Source organism: Halomonas sp. Y3 (genome assembly GCF_024137965.1).
GTDB classification, from domain to species: Bacteria; Pseudomonadota; Gammaproteobacteria; order Pseudomonadales; family Halomonadaceae; genus Halomonas; species Halomonas mongoliensis.
This window is the reverse complement of the sequence record NZ_CP099975.1, coordinates 2,471,279-2,490,669: the sequence shown is the minus strand read 5'-3', so window position 1 is coordinate 2,490,669 and position 19,391 is coordinate 2,471,279. Positions and strand designations below refer to the sequence as shown.

Sequence of the window (19,391 nt, the reverse complement as noted above, 5' to 3'; positions counted from 1 at the left end):
CGCTCAGAGGTCGAGGTCGGTCCAGACCGGTGCGTGATCCGAGGGTCGCTCTATGCCGCGCAGGTCGTAATCGATGCCGGCGTCGCGCACGTGCTCGGCCAGCGGTGCGGTGACCAGGATATGATCGATGCGCAGCCCGCGCCTGGGCTCGCGGTCGAAGCCCTTGGAGCGGTAGTCGAACCAGCTGTAGCGGTCGTCCACTGCCGGGTAGCGCACCCGGTAGCTGTCGACGAGCCCCCAGGCCTTGATGCCGTCGAGCCACTCCCGCTCCACCGGCTGGAAGCTGGTCTTGCCCTCGCGCAGCCAGCGCTTGCGGTTGGCCTCGCCGATCCCGATATCGCTATCCTCGGGGGAGATGTTGAAGTCGCCCATCACCGCGAGGCGCTCGTCGGGGCGGTGGTGCGTTTCCAGCAGCCGCTTGAGCTGGGCGTAGAACTCGCGCTTGTGGGGAAACTTCACCGGATGGTCGAGGTTCTCCCCCTGGGGGAAGTAGCCGTTCCACACCGTCAGCGCCTCGCCGTCGGCCAGCACCAGGCGCGCGCCGATCATGCGCCGCTGGGCCTCCTCGCCGTCGTCGGGAAAGCCGTAGTGGACCGTCTCGGGCTCGCCGCACTGGCCGGCGTCGATCATCAGTGCCACCCCGTAGTGCCCCTTCTGGCCGTGAAAGAACACTCGGTAGCCCAGCGCCTCCACCGCCTCGCGGGGAAACTCGCTGTCCTGGACCTTGGTCTCCTGCAGGCCGATCACCGCCGGACGCTGAGTGGTCACCAGTGCCTCGAGCTGGTGGAGCCGGGCGCGGATGCCGTTGATGTTGAACGAGACCAGCCGCATCACGGCTCCGGGCTCCCCGGGTCGCTGCCCTGCTCGGGGTGGATGGCGATGCCCTGCCCCTCCTGCTGGCGGGCCAGCTTGCGGGCAGCCTGTAGCTTGCGCTGCTGGCGCTTCTTCTGGGTGTAGCGCGTCGACGAGGTGACCTGGTCGGGGTTCTCGTGGCGCCACTTCTTGTAGTCCTTGCGCCGGCCGGTGCGGATCTGCACCTTGTCGGCCAGCGAACGGGTCTTCTTGCGACGTGTCATGGAAAGGCTCCTCTGGTTGGCGCCCATTCTACCAGCCTCGTCGCCGCCACCACAGACGCGGGATGCCACGAGGCGCGCCCTTCGTCGTATAGGCTGGTACAATGCCCGTTTGTGTCATGCACCCAACCATCCACACGGACAGACAGCAGCCTATGAGCGAGTCGGATCAGATCAACGCACCGGCCCAGGATCGCAAGCCCAAGCGTCGTCGTCGCAAGCCGCGCCGCCGCAACGCCTCCGGCTGGGACCTGCGCCAGTTCCAGGTGCCTGCCGTGGCAGGCAAGTGGCGCTTTCATGACTTCGACCTGCCGTTGCCGCTGATGCGAGCCATCCATGCCCAGGGCTTCGAGTACTGCACCCCGATCCAGGCCGAGGCGCTGACCCACACCCTGCTGGGGGGCGACGTGGTCGGCAAGGCCCAGACCGGCACCGGCAAGACCGCCGCCTTCCTGATCTCGATCCTGGCCTACTTCCTCGAGGAGGAGGCCCCCAACGCCCAGAAGCCCGGCGCCCCGCGGGCGCTGATCGTGGCCCCCACCCGGGAGCTGGCGCTGCAGATCGAGAAGGATGCCAGGGCGCTGGCGCGCTTCACCGACCTCAAGGTGGCCAGCGTTGTCGGCGGCATGGACTACCAGAAGCAGCGGGAAGCCCTGGGCGGCCGGCTCGACCTGCTGGTGGCCACCCCCGGCCGCCTGCTCGACTTCCACCAGAAGCGCGACGTCGACCTGACCCAGGTCGAGGTGCTGGTGCTCGACGAAGCCGACCGCATGCTCTCCATGGGCTTCATTCCCGACGTGAAGCGGATCATCCGCCATACGCCGAAGAAGGAGGAGCGCCAGACCTTCCTCTTCTCGGCCACCTTCACCGAGGACATCCTCAACCTGGCCAGCCAGTGGACCCATGAGCCGGCCCACGTGGAGATCGCGGTCACGGTGGAGAATGCCGCCGACATCGACCAGCGGGTCTACCTGGTCGGCGACGCCGACAAGCAGAAACTGCTGGTCAACCTGCTCCAGCAGGAGAGCTTCGACCGCGTCATGGTGTTCGGCAACCGCCGCGACCTGGTGCGCAAGCTCGACGACCTGCTGCGCAAGGCCGGCATCAACGCCGCCATGCTCTCCGGCGATGTGCCCCAGAATCAGCGCATCTCCACCCTCGAGAAGTTTCGCGAGGGCGAGATCCAGGTGCTGGTGGCCACCGATGTGGCCGGCCGCGGCATCCATATCGAGGATGTCAGCCACGTGATCAACTACACCCTGCCGGAAGACCCGGAGGACTATGTCCACCGCATCGGCCGCACCGGCCGCGCCGGCGCCAAGGGCGTGTCGATCAGCTTCGTGGGCGAGGAGGATGCCTTCTCGCTGCCCGAGATCGAGCGCTTCATCGGCGACAAGCTGCCCTGCGAGCACCCGCCGGAAGGCCTGATCTGAGGCCATGCTCGACGAGGCCCTGAAGGGGGAGATCCAGGCCGCCTACCGCCGCGTGCTCGAGGGCCTGGAGCTCACCCCCCGCTACGGGCAGCGGCTGATGATCGCCGAGATCGCCCGCACCCTGGGGGGGATCGAGGTCGACGATGCCGGCAAGCGCGTCGGCAACGAGCACGTCTGCGTGCTCGAGGCCGGCACCGGCACCGGCAAGACCCTGGCCTACCTGCTCGCCGCCCTGCCGGTGGCCAAGGCCCGCGGCAAGCGGCTGGTCATCGCCACCGCCACCGTGGCCCTCCAGGAGCAGGTGCTGCATCAGGACCTGCCCGCCCTCAAGGCCCACAGCGGCATCGACTTCGGCTACGCCCTGGCCAAGGGGCGTGGTCGCTACGTCTGCGTGGCGCGCCTGGACCAGACCCTCGAGGGCGTCGAGGAGAATCCCACCCTGTCGCTCTTCGAGCGTGAACTCGCCAGCGGTGGTGACGACTTCCAGGCCCTGGCCACCTCCTTGGGGGAGGCCTACGGCAACGGCCGCTGGGCCGGCGACCGCGACAGCTGGCCCGAGGCCATCGAGGATGCCCACTGGCGGCGGCTCACCGTGGACCACCGCCAGTGCACCAACCGCCGCTGTGGCCACTTCGGTGCCTGCGCCTTCTTCCGCGCCCGGCGCGACCTGGAGCAGGCCGATATCATCGTCGCCAACCACGATCTGGTGCTGGCCGACCTCTCTCTGGGCGGCGGGGTGGTGCTGCCCGACCCCGGCGACTGCATCCATGTCTTCGACGAGGGGCACCACCTGCCCGACAAGGCGCTCAACCACTTCACCCACCGCTTCGCCGTGGGCGGCGCGCTGGGCTGGCTGCGCACCCTGAAGAAATCGCTCACCGAGCTCAACCAGGCCCTGGCGGTGCAGCCCACCCTGGCGCGGCTGCTGGCCACGCTGCCCGAGGCGATCGGTGCGCTGGAGCCCAGGCTCGGCGAGGCGTTCGCGCTGGGCCACCAGCTGGCCGGGCGCCCGGAGGGTCTCGCCGAGGGTGAGGAGGCCCGGCAGCACCGCTTCGAGATGGGCCGGGCGCCGGAGCCCCTGCGCGAGCTGGCCGGGGCCCTGCTGGTGATCTTCGCCGAGCTCTCCCGCAGCCTGGAGAGCATGGCCGATATCCTGCGCGAGAGCCTTGACCCCGACAAGCACACCGGGTTGCCGAAGGAGCAGGCCGAGGCGTGGCTGCCGCTGGTGGCGCTGCTGCATGGGCGGGCGCTTGAGGCCCATGCCCTCTGGCAGGCCTTCAGCGAGGCGGACCCCGAGGGCGAGCCGCCCCGGGCGCGCTGGCTGACCCTGGAGCGCTTCGGTGCCGACCCGGAGCTGACCTTCTCGGCGAGCCCCGTCTCGGCGGCCCACACCCTGGCCAAGACCCTGTGGGGGACCACCTTCGGTGCCGTGGTCACCTCGGCGACGCTGACGGCGCTGGGGCGCTTCGAGCGCCTGCAGGAGCGCGCCGGACTCGCCAACCGCTATCGCTACCAGCGCCTGCCCAGCCCCTTCGACTACTCCCGGGCGGTGCTCAGCGTGCCCCGGGAGGCCGTTGACCCCGCCGATCGCGAAGGCCACGAACGGGCCATCGTCGACTTCGTCCAGGCGCTGGGGGAGAAGGAGGCGGTACTGATGCTGTTCTCGTCCCGGGCGCAGCTTCGCGCGGTGGAGAAGGCGCTGCCGAAGGCCCTGAGTGAGCGGGTGCTGGCCCAGGACCGGCTGCCCAAGCGCGAGCTGATCACCCGGCACCGGGCGCGGGTCGACGCGGGGGAGGGCAGCATCATCTTCGGCCTGGCGAGCTTCGCCGAGGGGATCGACCTGCCCGGGGACTACCTCACCCACGTGGTGATCACCCGGCTGCCCTTCGCGGTGCCCGACGATCCGGTGGGCGCGACGCTGGCCGAGTGGATCGAGCGCCAGGGCGGCAACCCCTTCATGCGCATCAGCGTCCCGGATGCCTCCATCAAGCTGGTGCAGGCCTGCGGGCGGCTGATCCGCAAGGAGGCCGACACCGGCCGCATCACCCTGCTCGACCGGCGGGTGCTGACCCGCCGCTACGGCCGGGCCCTGCTCGATGCTCTGCCGCCCTTCGTGCGCGAGATCGACGGCGTCCGCCAGGCCTGACCCACCCCGGAACGACAGCGGGTCCGCCGAGATGGCGGACCCGCTGGGTGTGGCGCTATCGCCGATCGAGGGTGGCTCAGGCGTCCTTAATCCGCTTGGCCAGGGTCGGGGCGAGCTTCTCGTTCATGGTCTTCAGGGCGTGCTCGGTGGTGTCCCAGTCGATGCAGGCATCGGTGATGGAGACGCCATACTTGAGCTGGCTGTGGTCCTCGGGGACCTTCTGGTTGCCCCAGCCGATGTTGGATTCCACCATCAGGCCGATGATCGAGCGGTTGCCCTCCAGGATCTGGTTGGTGACGTTCTCCAGCACCAGGGGCTGCAGCGCCGGGTCCTTGTTGGAGTTGGCGTGGGAGCAGTCGATCATGATGTTCGGCTTGACGCCTGCCTTCTTCAGTTCCTGTTCCGCAAGGGCCACGCTGACGCTGTCATAGTTGGGCTTGCCGTTGCCGCCGCGCAGCACCACGTGGCCGTAGGCGTTGCCGCGGGTGCGGATGATCGCCACCCGGCCGGCGTAGTCGATGCCCAGGAAGTTGTGCGGGTGGGCGACGGACTGCAGGGCGTTGACCGCCACCTCGAGGCTGCCGTCGGTGCCGTTCTTGAAGCCCACCGGGCAGGAGAGGCCGGAGGACATCTCGCGGTGGGTCTGGGACTCGGTGGTGCGGGCGCCGATCGCTGACCAGCTGATGCAGTCCTGGAGGTACTGGGGCGAGATCGGGTCCAGTGCCTCGGTGGCCAGCGGCAGGCCCATCTCGGCCAGCTCTACCAGCAGGCGGCGGGCGATATGCAGGCCCTCCTCGATCTCGAAGGAGCCGTTGAGGTGGGGGTCGTTGATCAGTCCCTTCCAGCCCACGGTGGTGCGCGGCTTCTCGAAGTAGACGCGCATCACGATGTAGAGGCTCTCCTTGACCTCGTCGGCCAGGCGGCGCAGGCGGCGCGCGTAGTCCAGGGCGGCATCCACGTCGTGGATGGAGCAGGGGCCCACCACCACCAGCAAGCGAGGGTCCTCGCCGTCGAGGATGCGCTGGATGGTCTCGCGCCCCTCGATGACGGTGCGCTCGGCGGCCTCGGTGAGCGGGATCTCGCGCTTCAGGGCTTCGGGGGTGATGAGGACGTCCTGGGCGAGGACGTTGAGGTTGCTGACCTGCTGATCTGTCATGCGGCTACCTTGTGTCGTGTCTGCGCTGATGGCCCTGGGGCGCGATGGCTCGGGGGCGCTCTATTCTAGTCCCCCTACTATACACCGGCGGGGGCGCCTGTAATCAATCGGGGAACCCTGATGCATCCCGGGAGTCCCAGGCCGGGCAAACCAATACAGCACGCTGCTTACCGTACAATGACTTGATGGATGAACAGGAAACGGGAACACTTGTGCGACACTGGGCCAAGGCCCCTGATATTTTGCCGCCCTCGAGGGCTCCAGGTTGACGCCATGCATGCACACTCTTGTTTGACCGCTGATTCTCCTGCGCTGCCGCCGCGCGCTCCTCGGCCTTCGTCGGGGAGGGTGTGAATGGGCGCCAGGGAGACCGATCAGCAGCTCGTCGAGCGCGCCCAGAAGGGCGATACCCGCGCCTTTGACCTGCTGGTCAAGAAGTACCAGCACAAGATCATCGGCCTGATCGGGCGCTACGTGCACGACCACGCCGAGGTGCAGGACGTGGCCCAGGAGGCCTTCATCAAGGCCTACCGGGCCCTGGGCAAGTTCCGGGCCGAGAGCGCCTTCTACACCTGGATGTACCGCATCGCCATCAATACCGCCAAGAACCACCTGGTTTCCCGGGGGCGCCGCCCGCCGGGCAGCGACCTGGATATCGTCGATGCCGAGATCGTCGACCACAGCGGGCGGCTGGCCGACAGCGAATCGCCGGAGGCCTCCATGGCCCGGGACCAGCTCGAGGCGGCGGTCTTCGAGGCGATCGACAACCTGCCCGACGACCTGCGCACGGCGATCACCCTGCGCGAGCTGGAGGGGCTCTCCTACGAGGATATCGCCAACATCATGCAGTGCCCGGTGGGCACGGTGCGCTCGCGGATCTTTCGTGCCCGGGAGGCGGTAGATCAGCATATCCAGCCGCTGGTCACCACCTCGCGCAACCGCGAGGCAGTGGAGGAGTAGGGGCGAGTGCACACTTTTTGCCGATTGGCTGAACTGTCCGCCGCCTTTGACGTCAGAAGCAGTGTTCGATCCGCTGCCAGGCGGAGATCGCGTCGGCATTCCCGGCCCATTCCGGGAATGCCGATTCCAGGCTGAAATCGAGGGAGCAGGGCGGAGCGTCCTGCCACTGTGAGGGTGTAGAGAATGAGTCAGAACGCACGGGAGTCGCTTTCTGCCCTGATGGACAACGAGGGGGACGAGCTCGAGCTGCGCCGCCTGCTCAAGACGCTGGATAGCGCGCCCGATGCCGCCGAGGCGTGGCGCCGCTACCACCTGATGCGCAGCCTGATGCGCCGCGAGCCCGACCTCGACGTCTCCACCGATCTCTCCGCCGGCATCATGGCGCGCCTTCAGGAAGAAGATGCGCCCGTCGCCGAGCCTGTCGCCCCGGCGGCTGCGCCACGGCGCACGCTGCCCTTTGCGCGCAGCGCCGGCATCGCCGCGGCGGTCTCCCTGATGGTGATCACCGGGGTGCAGTTCTACTCCGGCGGTGCGCCGGACGGCGGCGAGCCCGGCATGGCGGCCGGCGGCGCTGCCCAGCCGGCGCCGGCCAGCCTCGCCTCCGGCGACGGCGGCAGCGCCCAGCGACCCTCCCTGGTGGACCTGCCGCTCTTCCAGCTGCCCCAGGGCGGCGGCCAGGGGCTGATGACCGTCGGCGCCGGCGCCGAGGCGCCGCCCATGTTCATGGCCCCGGCTCAGCGGCAGTCGCTGATGGGCGACGAGGAGCAGGCTCGCCTGCTGCAGTCCTACCTGGATCGTCACGCCGAAGGGGCCGCCTATCGCAGTGGGGATACCTGGATGCCGCTGCTGCGCGCCACCGGCGCCGACGGCCTCGGCCAGCGCTGACGCGGAGGCTGGCGATGCGCGCACCACGTCGGCGCCTGTGGCTGGCCGCCTGCCTGGGGGGGCTGCTGATCGGCACCGCTGCCCAGGCCAATGACGAGCGATTCGACTGCCGCACCCTGGAGGCTGAGCCCGCACCTGCCACCGCTCAGCAGTGGCTGGAGCGCAGCCTCTGGGCGGGTCACTGCTACCTCTATGAGGCTCACGCCGTGCGCATCGGCCATGACGGCGTGCGTACCCTGGCGCTCGCCCACGAGGTGCGCGACGGCATCGAGCGCGGCGTGGCCAGTTTCCTCGATGGCCCCCCCATGGTCTTCGAGCGGCGCGGCCGCATCGGTCGGCTGGGCTGGGCCGGGGAGGGGGGCGAGGCGCCGCCTTCCCCGGCCGGCATCGCCGAGCGAGTCGATGCCCACTACCGCCTCAGCCTCGGTGGTGAGGAGCGTATCGCCAATCGCCGCGCCCGCCGCCTCGATATCGCCCCGCTGGACAGCTTCCGCTTCGGTCATCGCCTGTGGCTCGATCAGGCCACCGGGCTGACCCTCAAGCAGACCCTGCTCGACGAGACCGGCCGGCCGCTGGAGACCTTCCAGCTGACCGCCCTGGAGCGCCCGCGTCTCTATCAGGGGGCGGTGACCCTGGACGCCAGGCGCGAGCCGCCCACTGACCCCTGGCGCCTCGGCTGGCTGCCCGACGGCTTCACGCCGCAGCCGGTGGATACCCGCAGCGCCCGACACGGCGAGGGCGTGGTCCACCGCCTCTACAGCGATGGCCTCTCCACCCTCAGCGTCTTCGTGGCGCCCATGGAGGAGGTGGAGCTGCTGGCCCCGGGGCTGCATCGCCTGGGCGTCTCCAATGCCGCTGTGCGCCACCGCGACCTCGGGGGGGAGCCTCGCCAGCTGGTGGTGATGGGGGAGCTGCCCGCCAGGGTGCTGCTGAGGGTGGCCGAGGCCCTGGAGTGGCCGGAAGGGCCCTGACCCCTTGTGAAACGGTCCGCCCAACCCTATCTGGAAACCCGTGTTCGAGCCGTCGCAAGCTGACCCGGGCTCACCCTTGTCCCCAAGTACTGCAGGAGTCTTCATGATGCGCATGATTCGTCCTCTTACCCTGTGGGTGCTGCTGGTCGCCGCCCTGCTGGCCTGGCAGTCCGCCGCGGCCCGGGGCCTGCCCGATTTCACCGTGCTGGTGGAGGAGGCCGCCCCCGGGGTCGTCAATATCTCCACCACGCGAACGGTGCAGAGTCGCGACAACCCCTTCCACGGCTTCGGCGGCCAGGAGCTGCCCGAGATCTTCCGCCACTTCTTCGGTGACCGCTTTCCCTCGCCGCCGGGGGGCCAGGCGCCCGGGCGACCCCAGGAGCGCCAGTCCCTGGGATCAGGCTTCATCATCAGCGAGGAGGGCTACATCCTCACCAATGCCCACGTGGTCGACGGCGCCGACGAGATTCTGGTGCGCCTCAACGACCGGCGTGAACTGACCGCCGAGCTGGTGGGCAGCGATGAGCGCACCGACGTGGCCCTGCTCAAGGTGGATGCCAGCGATCTGCCGACGCTCAAGCTTGGCGACTCCGATGCCCTCCGGGTAGGGGAGTGGGTGGCCGCCATCGGCTCGCCCTTCGGCTTCGACTACTCGGTGACCGCGGGCATCGTCAGCGCCATCGACCGCACCCTGCCGCGAGACGCCTACGTGCCCTTCATCCAGACCGACGTGGCGATCAACCCGGGTAACTCCGGCGGCCCCCTGTTCAACCTTGATGGCGAAGTCGTGGGGATCAACTCCCAGATCTTCACCCGCAGCGGCGGCTTCATGGGGCTCTCCTTTGCCATTCCCATCAACGTCGCCATGGACGTGGCCGATCAGCTGCGTGACGAGGGTCAGGTGCGCCGCGGCTGGCTTGGCGTCATGATCCAGCCCGTCTCCCGGGACCTGGCCGAATCCTTCGGCATGGAGAGCCCGAGCGGTGCCCTGATCGCTGACCTCGACCCCGAGGGGCCGGCGGCCCGTGACGGCCTGCAGGCCGGGGACGTCATCCTCGAGGTGGATGGCAGCCGCGTCCACGACTCCAGCACTCTGCCGCGGCTGATCGGTCGCGTGGCGCCGGGCAGCGAGGTGGAACTCGCGCTGATGCGCGACGGCGAGCGTCGCCAGCTGCAGGTGACCGTGGGTGACTGGCCCGACGCCGAGCGTGCCACTGCCAGCCGTCCTCAGGAGAGCCGCCAGGCGCGCCTGGGGGTCTCGGTGGGCGAACTGGAGCGCGCCGAGCGCGAGGCCATCGGCATCGAGGGCGGCGTGCGGGTGCGTGAGCTCGACCCCGACGGCGCCGCCGCCGCGGCCGGAATCCGCCCCGGCGATATCCTGGTCAGCATCGACCATCGGGCGGTATCCAGCCCCGACCAGCTGATGGAGCTGGTCAGCGAGCTGCCCGTCGACCGCGCCGTGCCGGTGCGCCTCTACCGCGACGGCCGCTCGCTGTTCGTCGCCCTGAGGCTGCGCGCGGAGTAGCCTCCAGCCCGTCACGAGCGAACCCGGAGGCCTCGGCCTCCGGGTTCGCTGTATCTGGCCGGCGCATGCCGGTACAATGTCGACCAATCCCGGCCTTTTGCCGGCGGCCTGTGTGCCGCCTGGCCCGGCTAGAACCCTATTCAGGCAGAACACTCTCGATGGCCCAAGACACCGCATCCGACAAGCTCAAGCATATACGGAATTTCTCGATCATCGCCCACATCGACCACGGCAAGTCGACCCTGGCCGACCGCCTGATCCAGAGCTGCGGCGGGCTGACCGAGCGCGAGCTCAAGGAGCAGGTGCTCGACTCCATGGACCTGGAGCGGGAGCGGGGCATCACCATCAAGGCCCAGTCGGTGACCCTGGACTATCACGCCCAGGACGGCAGCACCTACCAGCTCAACTTCATCGATACCCCCGGCCACGTGGATTTCTCCTACGAGGTCTCGCGCTCGCTCTACGCCTGCGAAGGGGCGCTTTTGGTGGTGGATGCCGCCCAGGGCGTCGAGGCTCAGTCGGTGGCCAACTGCTACACCGCCATCGAGCAGGGTCTCGAGGTGCTGCCGGTGCTCAACAAGATGGACCTGCCCCAGGCCGACCCGGACAAGGTCGCCCACGAGATCGAGGAGATCATCGGGCTGGACGCCACCGACGCCTGCCAGGTCTCGGCCAAGAGCGGCCTGGGCATCGATGGGCTGCTGGAGCGCCTGGTGCGCGACATCCCGCCCCCCAAGGGGGACCCCGACGCCCCGCTGCAGGCGTTGATCATCGACTCCTGGTTCGACAACTACCTGGGCGTGGTCTCCCTGGTGCGGATCTTCGACGGCACCCTCAAGAAGGGTGAGAAGATCCGCATCAAGTCCACCGGCCGCGACTGGCAGGCCAACGAGGTGGGTATCTTCACGCCGCTGCGCAAGTCGACCGACGTGCTTCGCGCCGGCGAGGTGGGCTTCATCGTGGCTGGCATCAAGGAGATCCAGGGCGCGCCGGTGGGCGACACCATCACCCATGCCAAGACCCCCGACGTCGAACGCCTGCCCGGCTTCCAGAAGGTCAAGCCCCAGGTCTACGCCGGCATGTTCCCGGTCAGCGCCGACGACTACGAGGACTTCCGCGACGCCCTGGAGAAGCTGGCCCTCAACGACGCCTCCCTGGAGTACGAGCCCGAGAACTCCGATGCCCTGGGCTTCGGCTTCCGGGTCGGCTTCCTCGGCACCCTGCACATGGAGATCATCCAGGAGCGTCTCGAGCGCGAGTACAACCTGGACCTGCTGACCACGGCGCCGACGGTGGTCTACGAGCTGGCGCTCAAGAACGGCGAGACCCGCTATGTCTCCAACCCCTCCAAGCTGCCCGACATGGCTGACGTGGAGGAGATGCGTGAGCCCATCGTGCGCGCCAGCATCCTGGTGCCCCAGGAGTTCGTCGGCAACGTCATCGCCGAGTGCGAGAACCGCCGTGGCACCCAGAAGGACATGCAGTTCCTCGGCAGCCAGATCCAGCTCGCCTACGAGCTGCCCATGGCCGAAGTGGTGATGGACTTCTTCGATCGCCTGAAGTCGATCTCCAAGGGCTACGCCTCCCTCGACTACGGCTTCGAGCGCTTCCAGACGGCCAAGCTGGTGCGCCTGGACGTGCTGATCAACGGCGACAAGGTCGATGCCCTGGCCGTGATCATCCACCGCGACCACGCCCACGGCCGCGGCCGTCTGCTGGTGGAGAAGATGAAGGAGCTGATTCCGCGTCAGATGTTCGACGTGGCCATCCAGGCGGCCATCGGTGGCCAGGTGGTGGCGCGCTCCACGGTCAAGGCGCTGCGCAAGAACGTCACCGCCAAGTGTTATGGCGGCGACGTCAGCCGCAAGAAGAAGCTGCTCGAGAAGCAGAAGGCGGGCAAGAAGCGCATGAAGCAGGTGGGCCGGGTGGAGATTCCCCAGGACGCCTTCCTGGCCGTGCTCAAGGTCAATGACTGATTCGATACGCTAGGAACGGATAACCGCAATGGACTTCTCTCTCCTGCTGGTGGTGGCCGTGGCCCTCACCGGCCTGATCTGGCTGGTGGATATTCTCTGGCTGCGTCCCGCTCGGCGTCGCGCCGTGGCCAACGCCGAGGCCGGCACCACGGAGGGGCTCGACCCTGCCGCCCGCGAGAAGGTGCTCAAGGAGCCCTGGCCGGTGGACTACTCGCGCTCCTTCTTTCCGGTGCTGCTGGTGGTGCTGGTGCTGCGCAGCTTCGTGGTGGAGCCCTTCCAGATCCCCTCCGGTTCTATGCGCCCGACGCTCGAGGTGGGGGATTTCATCCTCGTCAACAAGTTCACCTACGGCCTGCGCCTGCCGGTGGTGCACACCCGCTTCATCGAGATGAACGACCCCCAGCGCGGCGATGTCATGGTGTTCCGCTTTCCCAACGAGCCCGCGGTGAACTTCATCAAGCGGGTGGTGGCGCTGCCCGGTGACACCGTGCGCTACGAGGGCAAGCAGCTCTACGTCAACGGCGAGGCCGTGCCCAAGGCGCTGCTCGAGGAGAGTCCCGCCGGGGCCCCCGGCGAGCTGCTGCTGGCCGAGCGGTTGGGCGGCGCCGAGTACAAGATCTACAATAATCCCCGTGACCCCGGCCCCCAGGTCCGTGAGGTGGTGGTGCCGGACGGGCACTACTTCACCATGGGCGACAACCGCGACCACTCCAACGACAGCCGCTACTGGGGCTTCGTGCCGGAAGAGAACATCGTCGGTCGCGCCTTCGCGGTCTGGATGCACTGGGACGGCGGGCTGCCCAGCTTCTCCAGCGTGCGGCGCATCCAGTAAGCGGGCGGCACCCTCGGGTGCTGCCGCTGCGCCCGAGCCGGTCACCTAGGCCGGGCGGACAAGCCATCAGACAACAGGACCTACGTGAGCAACTCCCTCAACGCCTTCAGTCGGCGCCTCGGCCATACCTTCAGGGATCCCGCCCTGCTGGAGCTGGCCATGACCCATCGCAGCGCCGGTGGCCAGAACAATGAACGCCTCGAGTTTCTTGGCGACTCCATCGTCAACTTCGTGATTGCCGAGGCGCTGTTTCGGCGCTTCCCCGATGCCCGGGAAGGGCAGCTTTCCCGGCTGCGTGCGCGGCTGGTCAAGGGCCAGACCCTGGCCGAGCTGGCCCGGGAGATGGGCTTCGGCGAGCACCTGCGGCTGGGCTCCGGCGAGATGAAGAGCGGCGGCCACCGCCGCGAGTCGATCCTCGCCGACGCCGTCGAGGCGGTCATTGGCGCCATCTACCTGGATGCGGGGATGGAGGCGGTGCGGGTGCGAGTGCTGGCCTGGTACGCGGCGCGGCTCGAGAGCACCAGCCTGCAGGACACCCAGAAGGATCCCAAGACCCGCCTGCAGGAGTTCCTGCAGTCGCGCCAGTCGCCGCTGCCTCGCTATGAGGTGGTCAACGTGGAGGGCGAGGCCCACGCCCAGACCTTCACCGTGGAGTGCCATGTGGAGGTGCTGCCCCAGCACACCGTCGGCGTGGGCGCCAGCCGGCGCCACGCCGAGCAGCAGGCCGCCGAGAAGGCGCTGGCGCTGCTCGAACCCGCCAGAACAAACGCTCAGGGAGTCCGCTCATGACCCAGACCTGTGGTTTCGTGGCCATCGTCGGTCGCCCCAACGTTGGCAAGTCCACGCTGATGAATCGCATCCTAGGCCAGAAGATCTCCATCACCTCGAGGCGGCCCCAGACCACCCGCCACCAGGTGATGGGCATCAAGACCGAGGGGGAGGCGCAGTTCATCTATGTGGACACCCCCGGCATCCATATCATGGCTAAGGATCGCAACAAGGCGATCAACCGCTTCATGAACCAGGCCGCCACCCAGGCCCTGCGCGACGTGGACTGCGTGGTCTTCATCATCGACCGCACCCGCTGGAGCGAGGAGGACCAGATCGTCCTCAAGCGCCTGGAGCACGTGAAGGCGCCGGTGATCCTCGCCGTCAACAAGGTGGACCGTCTCCAGGACAAGACGAGCCTGCTGCCCTGGCTCGAAGAGATCGGCGCCAAGCGCGACTTCGCGGCGGTCGTACCGATCTCCGCCAAGCACGGCACCAACGTGCCGGAGCTTGAGGCCGAGGTGGCCAAGCACCTGCCCGAGAGCGTGCACTTCTTCCCCGAGGATCAGGTCACCGACAAGAGCCAGCGCTTCCTGGCCGCGGAGCTGGTGCGCGAGAAGGTGATGCGCCAGCTCGGCGACGAGCTGCCCTACCAGATGACCGTGGAGATCGAGGAGTTCCGCGACGAGGGGCGGGTGGTGCATATCAGCGCCCTGATCCTGGTGGAGCGCCAGGGGCAGAAGAAGATCCTGATCGGCGAGAACGGCGAGCGCATCAAGAGCATCGGTCGCGAGGCGCGCCTGGACATGGAGCGCGCCCTGGGCGCCAAGGTGATGCTCAACCTCTGGGTCAAGGTGAAGCGCGGCTGGTCCGATGACGAGCGGGCGCTGAAGAGCCTGGGTTACAACCTCGACTGAATGACCCCCGAACCCGCCTTCCTGCTGCACAAGCGCCCCTATCGCGAGACCAGCGCCCTGGTGGAGCTGCTGACGCTGCACCACGGGCGAGTGCGGGCGGTGGCCCAGGGGGTGCAGCGCCCCGGCTCGCGCTCCCGGGGCCGCCTGCAGCCCTTCGCACCGCTGCATGTGACCTGGTCGGGGGAGGGGGAGCTCAAGCGCCTGCGGCTGATGGAGAGTCGCGGGTCGGTGGCGCTGCTGGCCGGAGAGGGGCTGCTGTGCGGCCTCTATGCCAATGAGCTCCTGACCCGCACCCTGCCGGTGGAGCTGCCGGTGGCCGAGGTCTTCGCCTTCTACACGGCGCTGCTCGAGGCGCTGCCGCGTCCCGACGCCCGGGCCGGCGGGCTGCGCCGCCTGGAGGCGGCGCTGCTGGAGTCGCTGGACGCCATGCCGCGCTTCGCCACGGCGGAGGGCGGCGAGCTGGATCCCCAGGCGCGCTATGTCTTCGACGCTGCCAGCCGCGCCTTCCGTCCCGGGCAGCCGGGGCTGGACGGCCGCACCCTGCGCCTGCTGGCGGCCGGTGACTGGGATGCCCCGGGCCTTGCCGGCCCCGCCAAGGCGGTGGCCCGGGCGGCCCTGGCGCCGCTTTTGGGCGCACGCCCCCTGCGCTCTCGGGAGCTGATGCGCCAGCTTGCCGAGCGCCGCCGGACCGGGCTGCGCCCGGAGCTGTAAGCTTGAAGAGCGCCGCTTCGCGGCTGGAAGCTAGAAGAAAACTCTTGATGTGGGTTCCGGACATCACAAGCTTCCAGCTTCCAGCTTCTCGCTTTACCCTTGCAGCATACCTTCCCGCCTTTAGGAGAACATCATGCATCCTCCGCGCATCCTGCTCGGCGTCAATATTGACCATATCGCCACCCTGCGCCAGGCCCGCGGTACCCGCTATCCGGACCCGGTCCAGGCAGCGCTGCTAGCCGAGGAGGCCGGCGCCGACGGCATCACCGTGCACCTGCGCGAGGATCGTCGCCATATCCAGGAGCGCGATGTACGCCTGCTGGCCGAGGTGCTCAACACCCGCATGAACCTCGAGATGGCGGTCACCGAGGAGATGATCCGCCTGGCCGAGGAGGTGCGTCCGGCCCATGTCTGCCTGGTGCCCGAGAAGCGCGAGGAGCTGACCACCGAGGGTGGACTGGACGTGGTCGGCGGCTTCGAGGCCATCGCCGCGGCCTGCGCGCGCCTGGCAGCGGTGGGCTGCGAGGTATCGCTGTTTGTCGACCCCGACCCCGCCCAGATCGAGGCGGCACTCCGCGCCGGCGCGCCGGTGATCGAGCTGCATACCGGCGCCTATGCCGAGGTGACCGGCGAGGCGGCGGCCAGGGAGCATGCGCGGCTGGCCGCGGCGACGGAGATGGCCCTGGAGCTCGGCCTGACCGTCAATGCCGGCCACGGGCTGAACTATCATAACGTGGAGGCCATCGCCGCGATTCCGGGCATTCACGAGCTCAATATCGGCCACGCGATCATCGCACGCTCGCTCTTCGTCGGCCTCAAGGAGGCGGTGGCCGAGATGAAGCGGCTGGCCATTGCCGGCCAGGAGGCGGGCTTCCTGGCCTCGCTGGAGGAGCATGACCATGATGATCACCACCACTGACGGCTGAGATCGGCGCCATGATCCTCGGCATCGGTACCGATATCGCCCGCGTCGCGCGCTTCGAGCAGGCCCTGGAGCGCCACGGCGAGCGCCTGGCGCTGCGCCTGCTGGGCGAGCTGGAGCGGGAGCGGCTGGCTGGCCATCCCGCGCCGGCGGCCTACCTGGCCAAGCGCTTCGCCGCCAAGGAGGCCTTCGTCAAGGCGCTGGGTACCGGCCTGAGGCTGGGCATGCGCTGGACGGAGATCCAGGTCACCAACGATGCCCTGGGGCGCCCGGCGTTGCGCCTCTCGGGCAAGGCCCAGGACCTGGCCGAGGCGGCCGGCGTGCGGGCCACCCACCTCTCGATCAGCGACGAGGACCTTCTGGCGGTCGCCTTCGTGATTCTCGAAGGCTAGGGCTCAGGCCCGGGAGGCGGGGGCCTCGCGGCGAGCCCACTCGCGCAGGTCGGACATGGCGCAGAACAGGTCCTGCAGCAGCGGCTCCAGCCCCTCACGGCCCCCCGTGCGCAGCCGGGTCTCCAGGGATTCGGCGATCAGCCCCAGTCGCGGGGCCCCGCAGTAGCGGCAGGCGCCGTTCAGGCCATGGATGGCGTCCAGCAGCGCCTCATTGTCGCCGTTGTTCAGGGCCCGCTCGATGGCCGCTTCGCTCTCCGGCAGGTTCTCCGCCAGCTGCACCAGCAGCTGGCGCGCCAGGTCCCCTCGCCCCGCCGCCAGGCGGGTACCCAGCTCCAGGTCCACGGTGGGCAGCTCGCCATCATCACGGCGTGCCGGCTCGCTGGGCTCCTCGGCGAGGACCGGCAGGGCCGGTTTGCGGTTGTCCGAGGAGTGGATGCCGAGGTGGCGATAGAGCACTTCGCCCAGCTGGGCGGTGTCCACCGGCTTGACCAGGACGTCGTCAAGGCCGCTGGCCAGCAGGCGCTGCCGCTCCTTCTCCAGCACATGGGCCGTCACCGCCACCACCGGGGTGCGCCGCCAGGTCGGCCCCAGGCGGCGCAGGGCTCGGGTGGTCTCGACCCCGTCCATTCCGGGCATGCGGATATCCATCAGCACCAGGTCGAAGGTCTGCTGCCGCGCCAGCGTCAGCGCTTCCTCGCCGCTGGCGGCCAGGGTCATCTCGAGGTCCGGTCCCGCCAGCAGCTCACGCAGCAGCAGGCGGTTCGAGTCGCTGTCGTCCACAGCCAGCAGGCGCAGGGGGGACGACTCCGGGGTGGCGCCGTCCGGCTCGCCGCTGCTGGCCGACGGTCCGCCCATCAGTGCACCAGTGACACTGGCCAGGGTGGCTCGGGAGACGGGCTTGGCCAGGACCTCGCCACCATGGGGCAGCACCAGATCGGGCAGGTCCATGGGACTGGCGCTGGCCAGCAGCAGGGCCGGGCACTCTAGCTCGACGAGCCTATGGTGCCAGGCGGCAGCGTCGGTGGAGGTCATCGAGGGGCTGGGCAGGCTGGCGACCAGCAGGGCAGGGGACTCTCCTGGCGGGAGGGCGTCCATGGGCTGGGCCCCCCAGCGAGTGAACAGGTGGTGCAGGGCGCGTCGGGTGGCGGCATGGGGCTCCTCGATCAGTACCCGCTGGCCATCGAGCTGCAGCTCCGGCTCGCGCAGCAGGGTCTCGCTGCCCTCCAGGACCAGGGTGAAGAAGAAGGTGGCCCCCTGACCCGGCTTGCTCTGAGTCCCGATCTCACCGCCCATCTGCTCCACCAGCTGGCGACAGATGGTCAGTCCCAGGCCGCTGCCGCCGAACTCCCGGGAGTGGCTGGGTTCCGCCTGCCGGAAGGCCTGGAAGAGTCGCCGCTGTTGCTCCATGGAGAGGCCGATGCCGGTGTCGACCACGGTAATGCGCAGGGTCACCCGGCCGGGGTCGGACTGCTCCACCATGACCCGCACCACCACCTCACCCTGCTCGGTAAACTTGACGGCGTTATGGACCAGGTTGGTGAGCACCTGCTGGATGCGCATCGGATCGCCGGTCAGGGAGGCGGGCACGTCGTCATAGACCAGGCCCACCAGGTCGAGTCCCTTCTGATGGGCCAGCGGCGCCTGCAGGGCCAGCACTTCGTCCACCAGCGCCACCATGTCGACGGGCAGCCGTTCGAGCTCCAGGCGGCCGGCCTCCAGCCGCGAGAAGTCGAGGACATCGTTGACCAGCAGCATCAGGTTGCCCGAGGCGCGCTGCACGTGGTCGAGCCACTCTCGCTGGCGTGGCTCGAGGGGGGAGCGCTCGAGCAGGTGACAGAAGCCGATGATACCGTTGAGCGGGGTGCGGATTTCATGGCTGATGTTGGCCAGGAACTCCGACTTGATCCGGTTGGCCTCCACGGCCCGTCGATGGGCGATGTCGAGCTCGATATTCTGCACCTCGATGGTTTCCATGGACTCCTCGAGCTCCGCGGTGGCCTGCTCGATCTGGCGCTGGGTCTCCAGCCGAGCCTGGTCCAGGAAGTCGGCCAGGGCGTTGATGCGCCCGGTCAGGCCGGCGAGCTCGCCGGGGCGGAGGGGCTGCTGGGGAATGCTCTCGCCCAGGGCCAGCCGAGCCAGGGCCTCGTCGGCGCTAGCGAGGGGGCGCTGCAGGCGCCGATAGGTGACCGAGAAGAGCCCTCCCAGCAGCAGCAGCGCCGCGCCCAGCAGCAGGCCGGTGATCCCCACCTGGCGGTAGTGGCCCAGTATCACGGGACTGGCGTCGATATCCAGTATCAGCCGATCGCCTTCGGCGCCGGGAAGCGCCGCCGACAGCTGCCAGCGGGTGTCGCGCTTCTCGATCCAGAGCGGGCCCGCGCCCTGGGCCTCGGGAAGGGGCCTGAGCCTGCCCAGCTCCACCTCCAGCGCCCCGTCCGGCCCCGCCACCCCCAGGGCGCGCACCACCTCGAGGCTGAGCAGCGGAGCCGCGGCGGCCTCGAGGCGCTGGGGGTCGTCGAAGGCGACCGCCTCCCCCAGGCTCGGCAGCAGTAGTTCGACGGCGCGGGTCAGCCGCTCCTCGAGCCGGGTGACGTGCTCGGCGCGGTGCAGGCTCAGGGTGACGGCGGCAAACAGCGCCATCAGCAGCCAGGGAACGACCAGGGTCGTCAGCAGCAGGCGCAACTTCAGTGACATCGACGGGCTCTCTGGAGAAGATGGCGTTCAGTA

The 19,391-nt window shown here is 68.9% G+C and carries 17 protein-coding genes; 13 read left to right on the top strand and 4 right to left on the bottom strand.

The genetic code is table 11. The annotated features are described in order from the left end of the window. Positions 1-3 precede the first annotated feature (3 nt). Together xthA and NHL60_RS11845 are read right to left on the bottom strand one after the other, a co-directional pair. Positions 4-831, bottom strand: coding sequence for an exodeoxyribonuclease III (xthA, locus tag NHL60_RS11850; protein WP_253443511.1), 828 nt, complete (start codon positions 829-831; stop codon positions 4-6). Beyond that, complete coding sequence (locus NHL60_RS11845) at positions 831-1,076, bottom strand: hypothetical protein (RefSeq protein ID WP_253443510.1); 246 nt, start codon at positions 1,074-1,076, stop codon at positions 831-833. Before NHL60_RS11845 ends, xthA begins: the two co-directional genes overlap by 1 nt. Before the next feature lie 152 nt (positions 1,077-1,228). Here NHL60_RS11845 and rhlB point away from each other — a divergent pair, with 152 nt between their 5' ends. Both rhlB and dinG read left to right on the top strand, forming a co-directional pair. Then, positions 1,229-2,506 carry an ATP-dependent RNA helicase RhlB gene (rhlB, locus tag NHL60_RS11840; RefSeq protein WP_253443509.1) on the top strand — a complete coding sequence of 426 codons (1,278 nt, stop codon included), beginning with the start codon at positions 1,229-1,231 and terminating at the stop codon, positions 2,504-2,506. 4 nt (positions 2,507-2,510) lie between these two features. Then, complete coding sequence (gene dinG, locus NHL60_RS11835) at positions 2,511-4,652, top strand: ATP-dependent DNA helicase DinG (RefSeq protein WP_253443507.1); 2,142 nt, start codon at positions 2,511-2,513, stop codon at positions 4,650-4,652. Between the two features lie 76 nt (positions 4,653-4,728). On the opposite strand, the gene NHL60_RS11830 is transcribed toward dinG, so the two are convergent. Then, positions 4,729-5,808: a 3-deoxy-7-phosphoheptulonate synthase gene (locus NHL60_RS11830; protein ID WP_253443505.1), complete on the bottom strand. Its 1,080-nt coding sequence runs from the start codon at positions 5,806-5,808 to the stop codon at positions 4,729-4,731. Positions 5,809-6,162: 354 nt separating this feature from the next. Here NHL60_RS11830 and rpoE point away from each other — a divergent pair, with 354 nt between their 5' ends. From rpoE to NHL60_RS11775, 11 genes are all read left to right on the top strand, one after another. Beyond that, positions 6,163-6,768, top strand: coding sequence for an RNA polymerase sigma factor RpoE (gene rpoE / locus NHL60_RS11825; RefSeq protein WP_253443504.1), 606 nt, complete (start codon positions 6,163-6,165; stop codon positions 6,766-6,768). A gap of 183 nt (positions 6,769-6,951) precedes the next feature. Beyond that, on the top strand, positions 6,952-7,653 hold the full coding sequence (locus tag NHL60_RS11820; protein ID WP_253443503.1) for a sigma-E factor negative regulatory protein: 702 nt from the start codon (positions 6,952-6,954) through the stop codon (positions 7,651-7,653). A 14-nt stretch (positions 7,654-7,667) separates the two neighbouring features. Further along, positions 7,668-8,624, top strand: coding sequence for a MucB/RseB C-terminal domain-containing protein (locus NHL60_RS11815; protein ID WP_253443502.1), 957 nt, complete (start codon positions 7,668-7,670; stop codon positions 8,622-8,624). 103 nt (positions 8,625-8,727) lie between these two features. Next, positions 8,728-10,149 (top strand): DegQ family serine endoprotease, encoded by a 1,422-nt coding sequence (locus tag NHL60_RS11810; RefSeq protein WP_253443501.1) that lies wholly within the window; start codon positions 8,728-8,730, stop codon positions 10,147-10,149. A 158-nt stretch (positions 10,150-10,307) separates the two neighbouring features. Further along, on the top strand, positions 10,308-12,125 hold the full coding sequence (gene lepA / locus NHL60_RS11805) for a translation elongation factor 4 (protein ID WP_253443500.1): 1,818 nt from the start codon (positions 10,308-10,310) through the stop codon (positions 12,123-12,125). 28 nt (positions 12,126-12,153) lie between these two features. Then, the gene (lepB, locus tag NHL60_RS11800) at positions 12,154-12,957 is read left to right on the top strand and encodes a signal peptidase I (protein WP_253443499.1); all 804 of its coding nucleotides are present in this window, start codon (positions 12,154-12,156) and stop codon (positions 12,955-12,957) included. Between the two features lie 84 nt (positions 12,958-13,041). Continuing rightward, on the top strand, positions 13,042-13,746 hold the full coding sequence (gene rnc, locus NHL60_RS11795) for a ribonuclease III (protein WP_253443498.1): 705 nt from the start codon (positions 13,042-13,044) through the stop codon (positions 13,744-13,746). Continuing rightward, entirely contained in the window at positions 13,743-14,642 is a 900-nt protein-coding gene (era, locus tag NHL60_RS11790; RefSeq protein WP_253443497.1) for a GTPase Era, read from the top strand. The genes rnc and era overlap by 4 nt, the downstream gene beginning before the upstream one ends. After that, positions 14,643-15,353, top strand: coding sequence for a DNA repair protein RecO (recO, locus tag NHL60_RS11785; RefSeq protein WP_253443495.1), 711 nt, complete (start codon positions 14,643-14,645; stop codon positions 15,351-15,353). Between the two features lie 133 nt (positions 15,354-15,486). Further along, on the top strand, positions 15,487-16,272 hold the full coding sequence (gene pdxJ / locus NHL60_RS11780) for a pyridoxine 5'-phosphate synthase (RefSeq protein ID WP_253443493.1): 786 nt from the start codon (positions 15,487-15,489) through the stop codon (positions 16,270-16,272). Between the two features lie 17 nt (positions 16,273-16,289). Continuing rightward, on the top strand, positions 16,290-16,667 hold the full coding sequence (locus NHL60_RS11775) for a holo-ACP synthase (RefSeq protein WP_253443491.1): 378 nt from the start codon (positions 16,290-16,292) through the stop codon (positions 16,665-16,667). A 3-nt stretch (positions 16,668-16,670) separates the two neighbouring features. Here NHL60_RS11775 and NHL60_RS11770 read toward each other — a convergent pair whose 3' ends face one another. Then, the gene (locus tag NHL60_RS11770; RefSeq protein ID WP_253443490.1) at positions 16,671-19,358 is read right to left on the bottom strand and encodes an ATP-binding protein; all 2,688 of its coding nucleotides are present in this window, start codon (positions 19,356-19,358) and stop codon (positions 16,671-16,673) included. Positions 19,359-19,391: the final 33 nt, after the last annotated feature.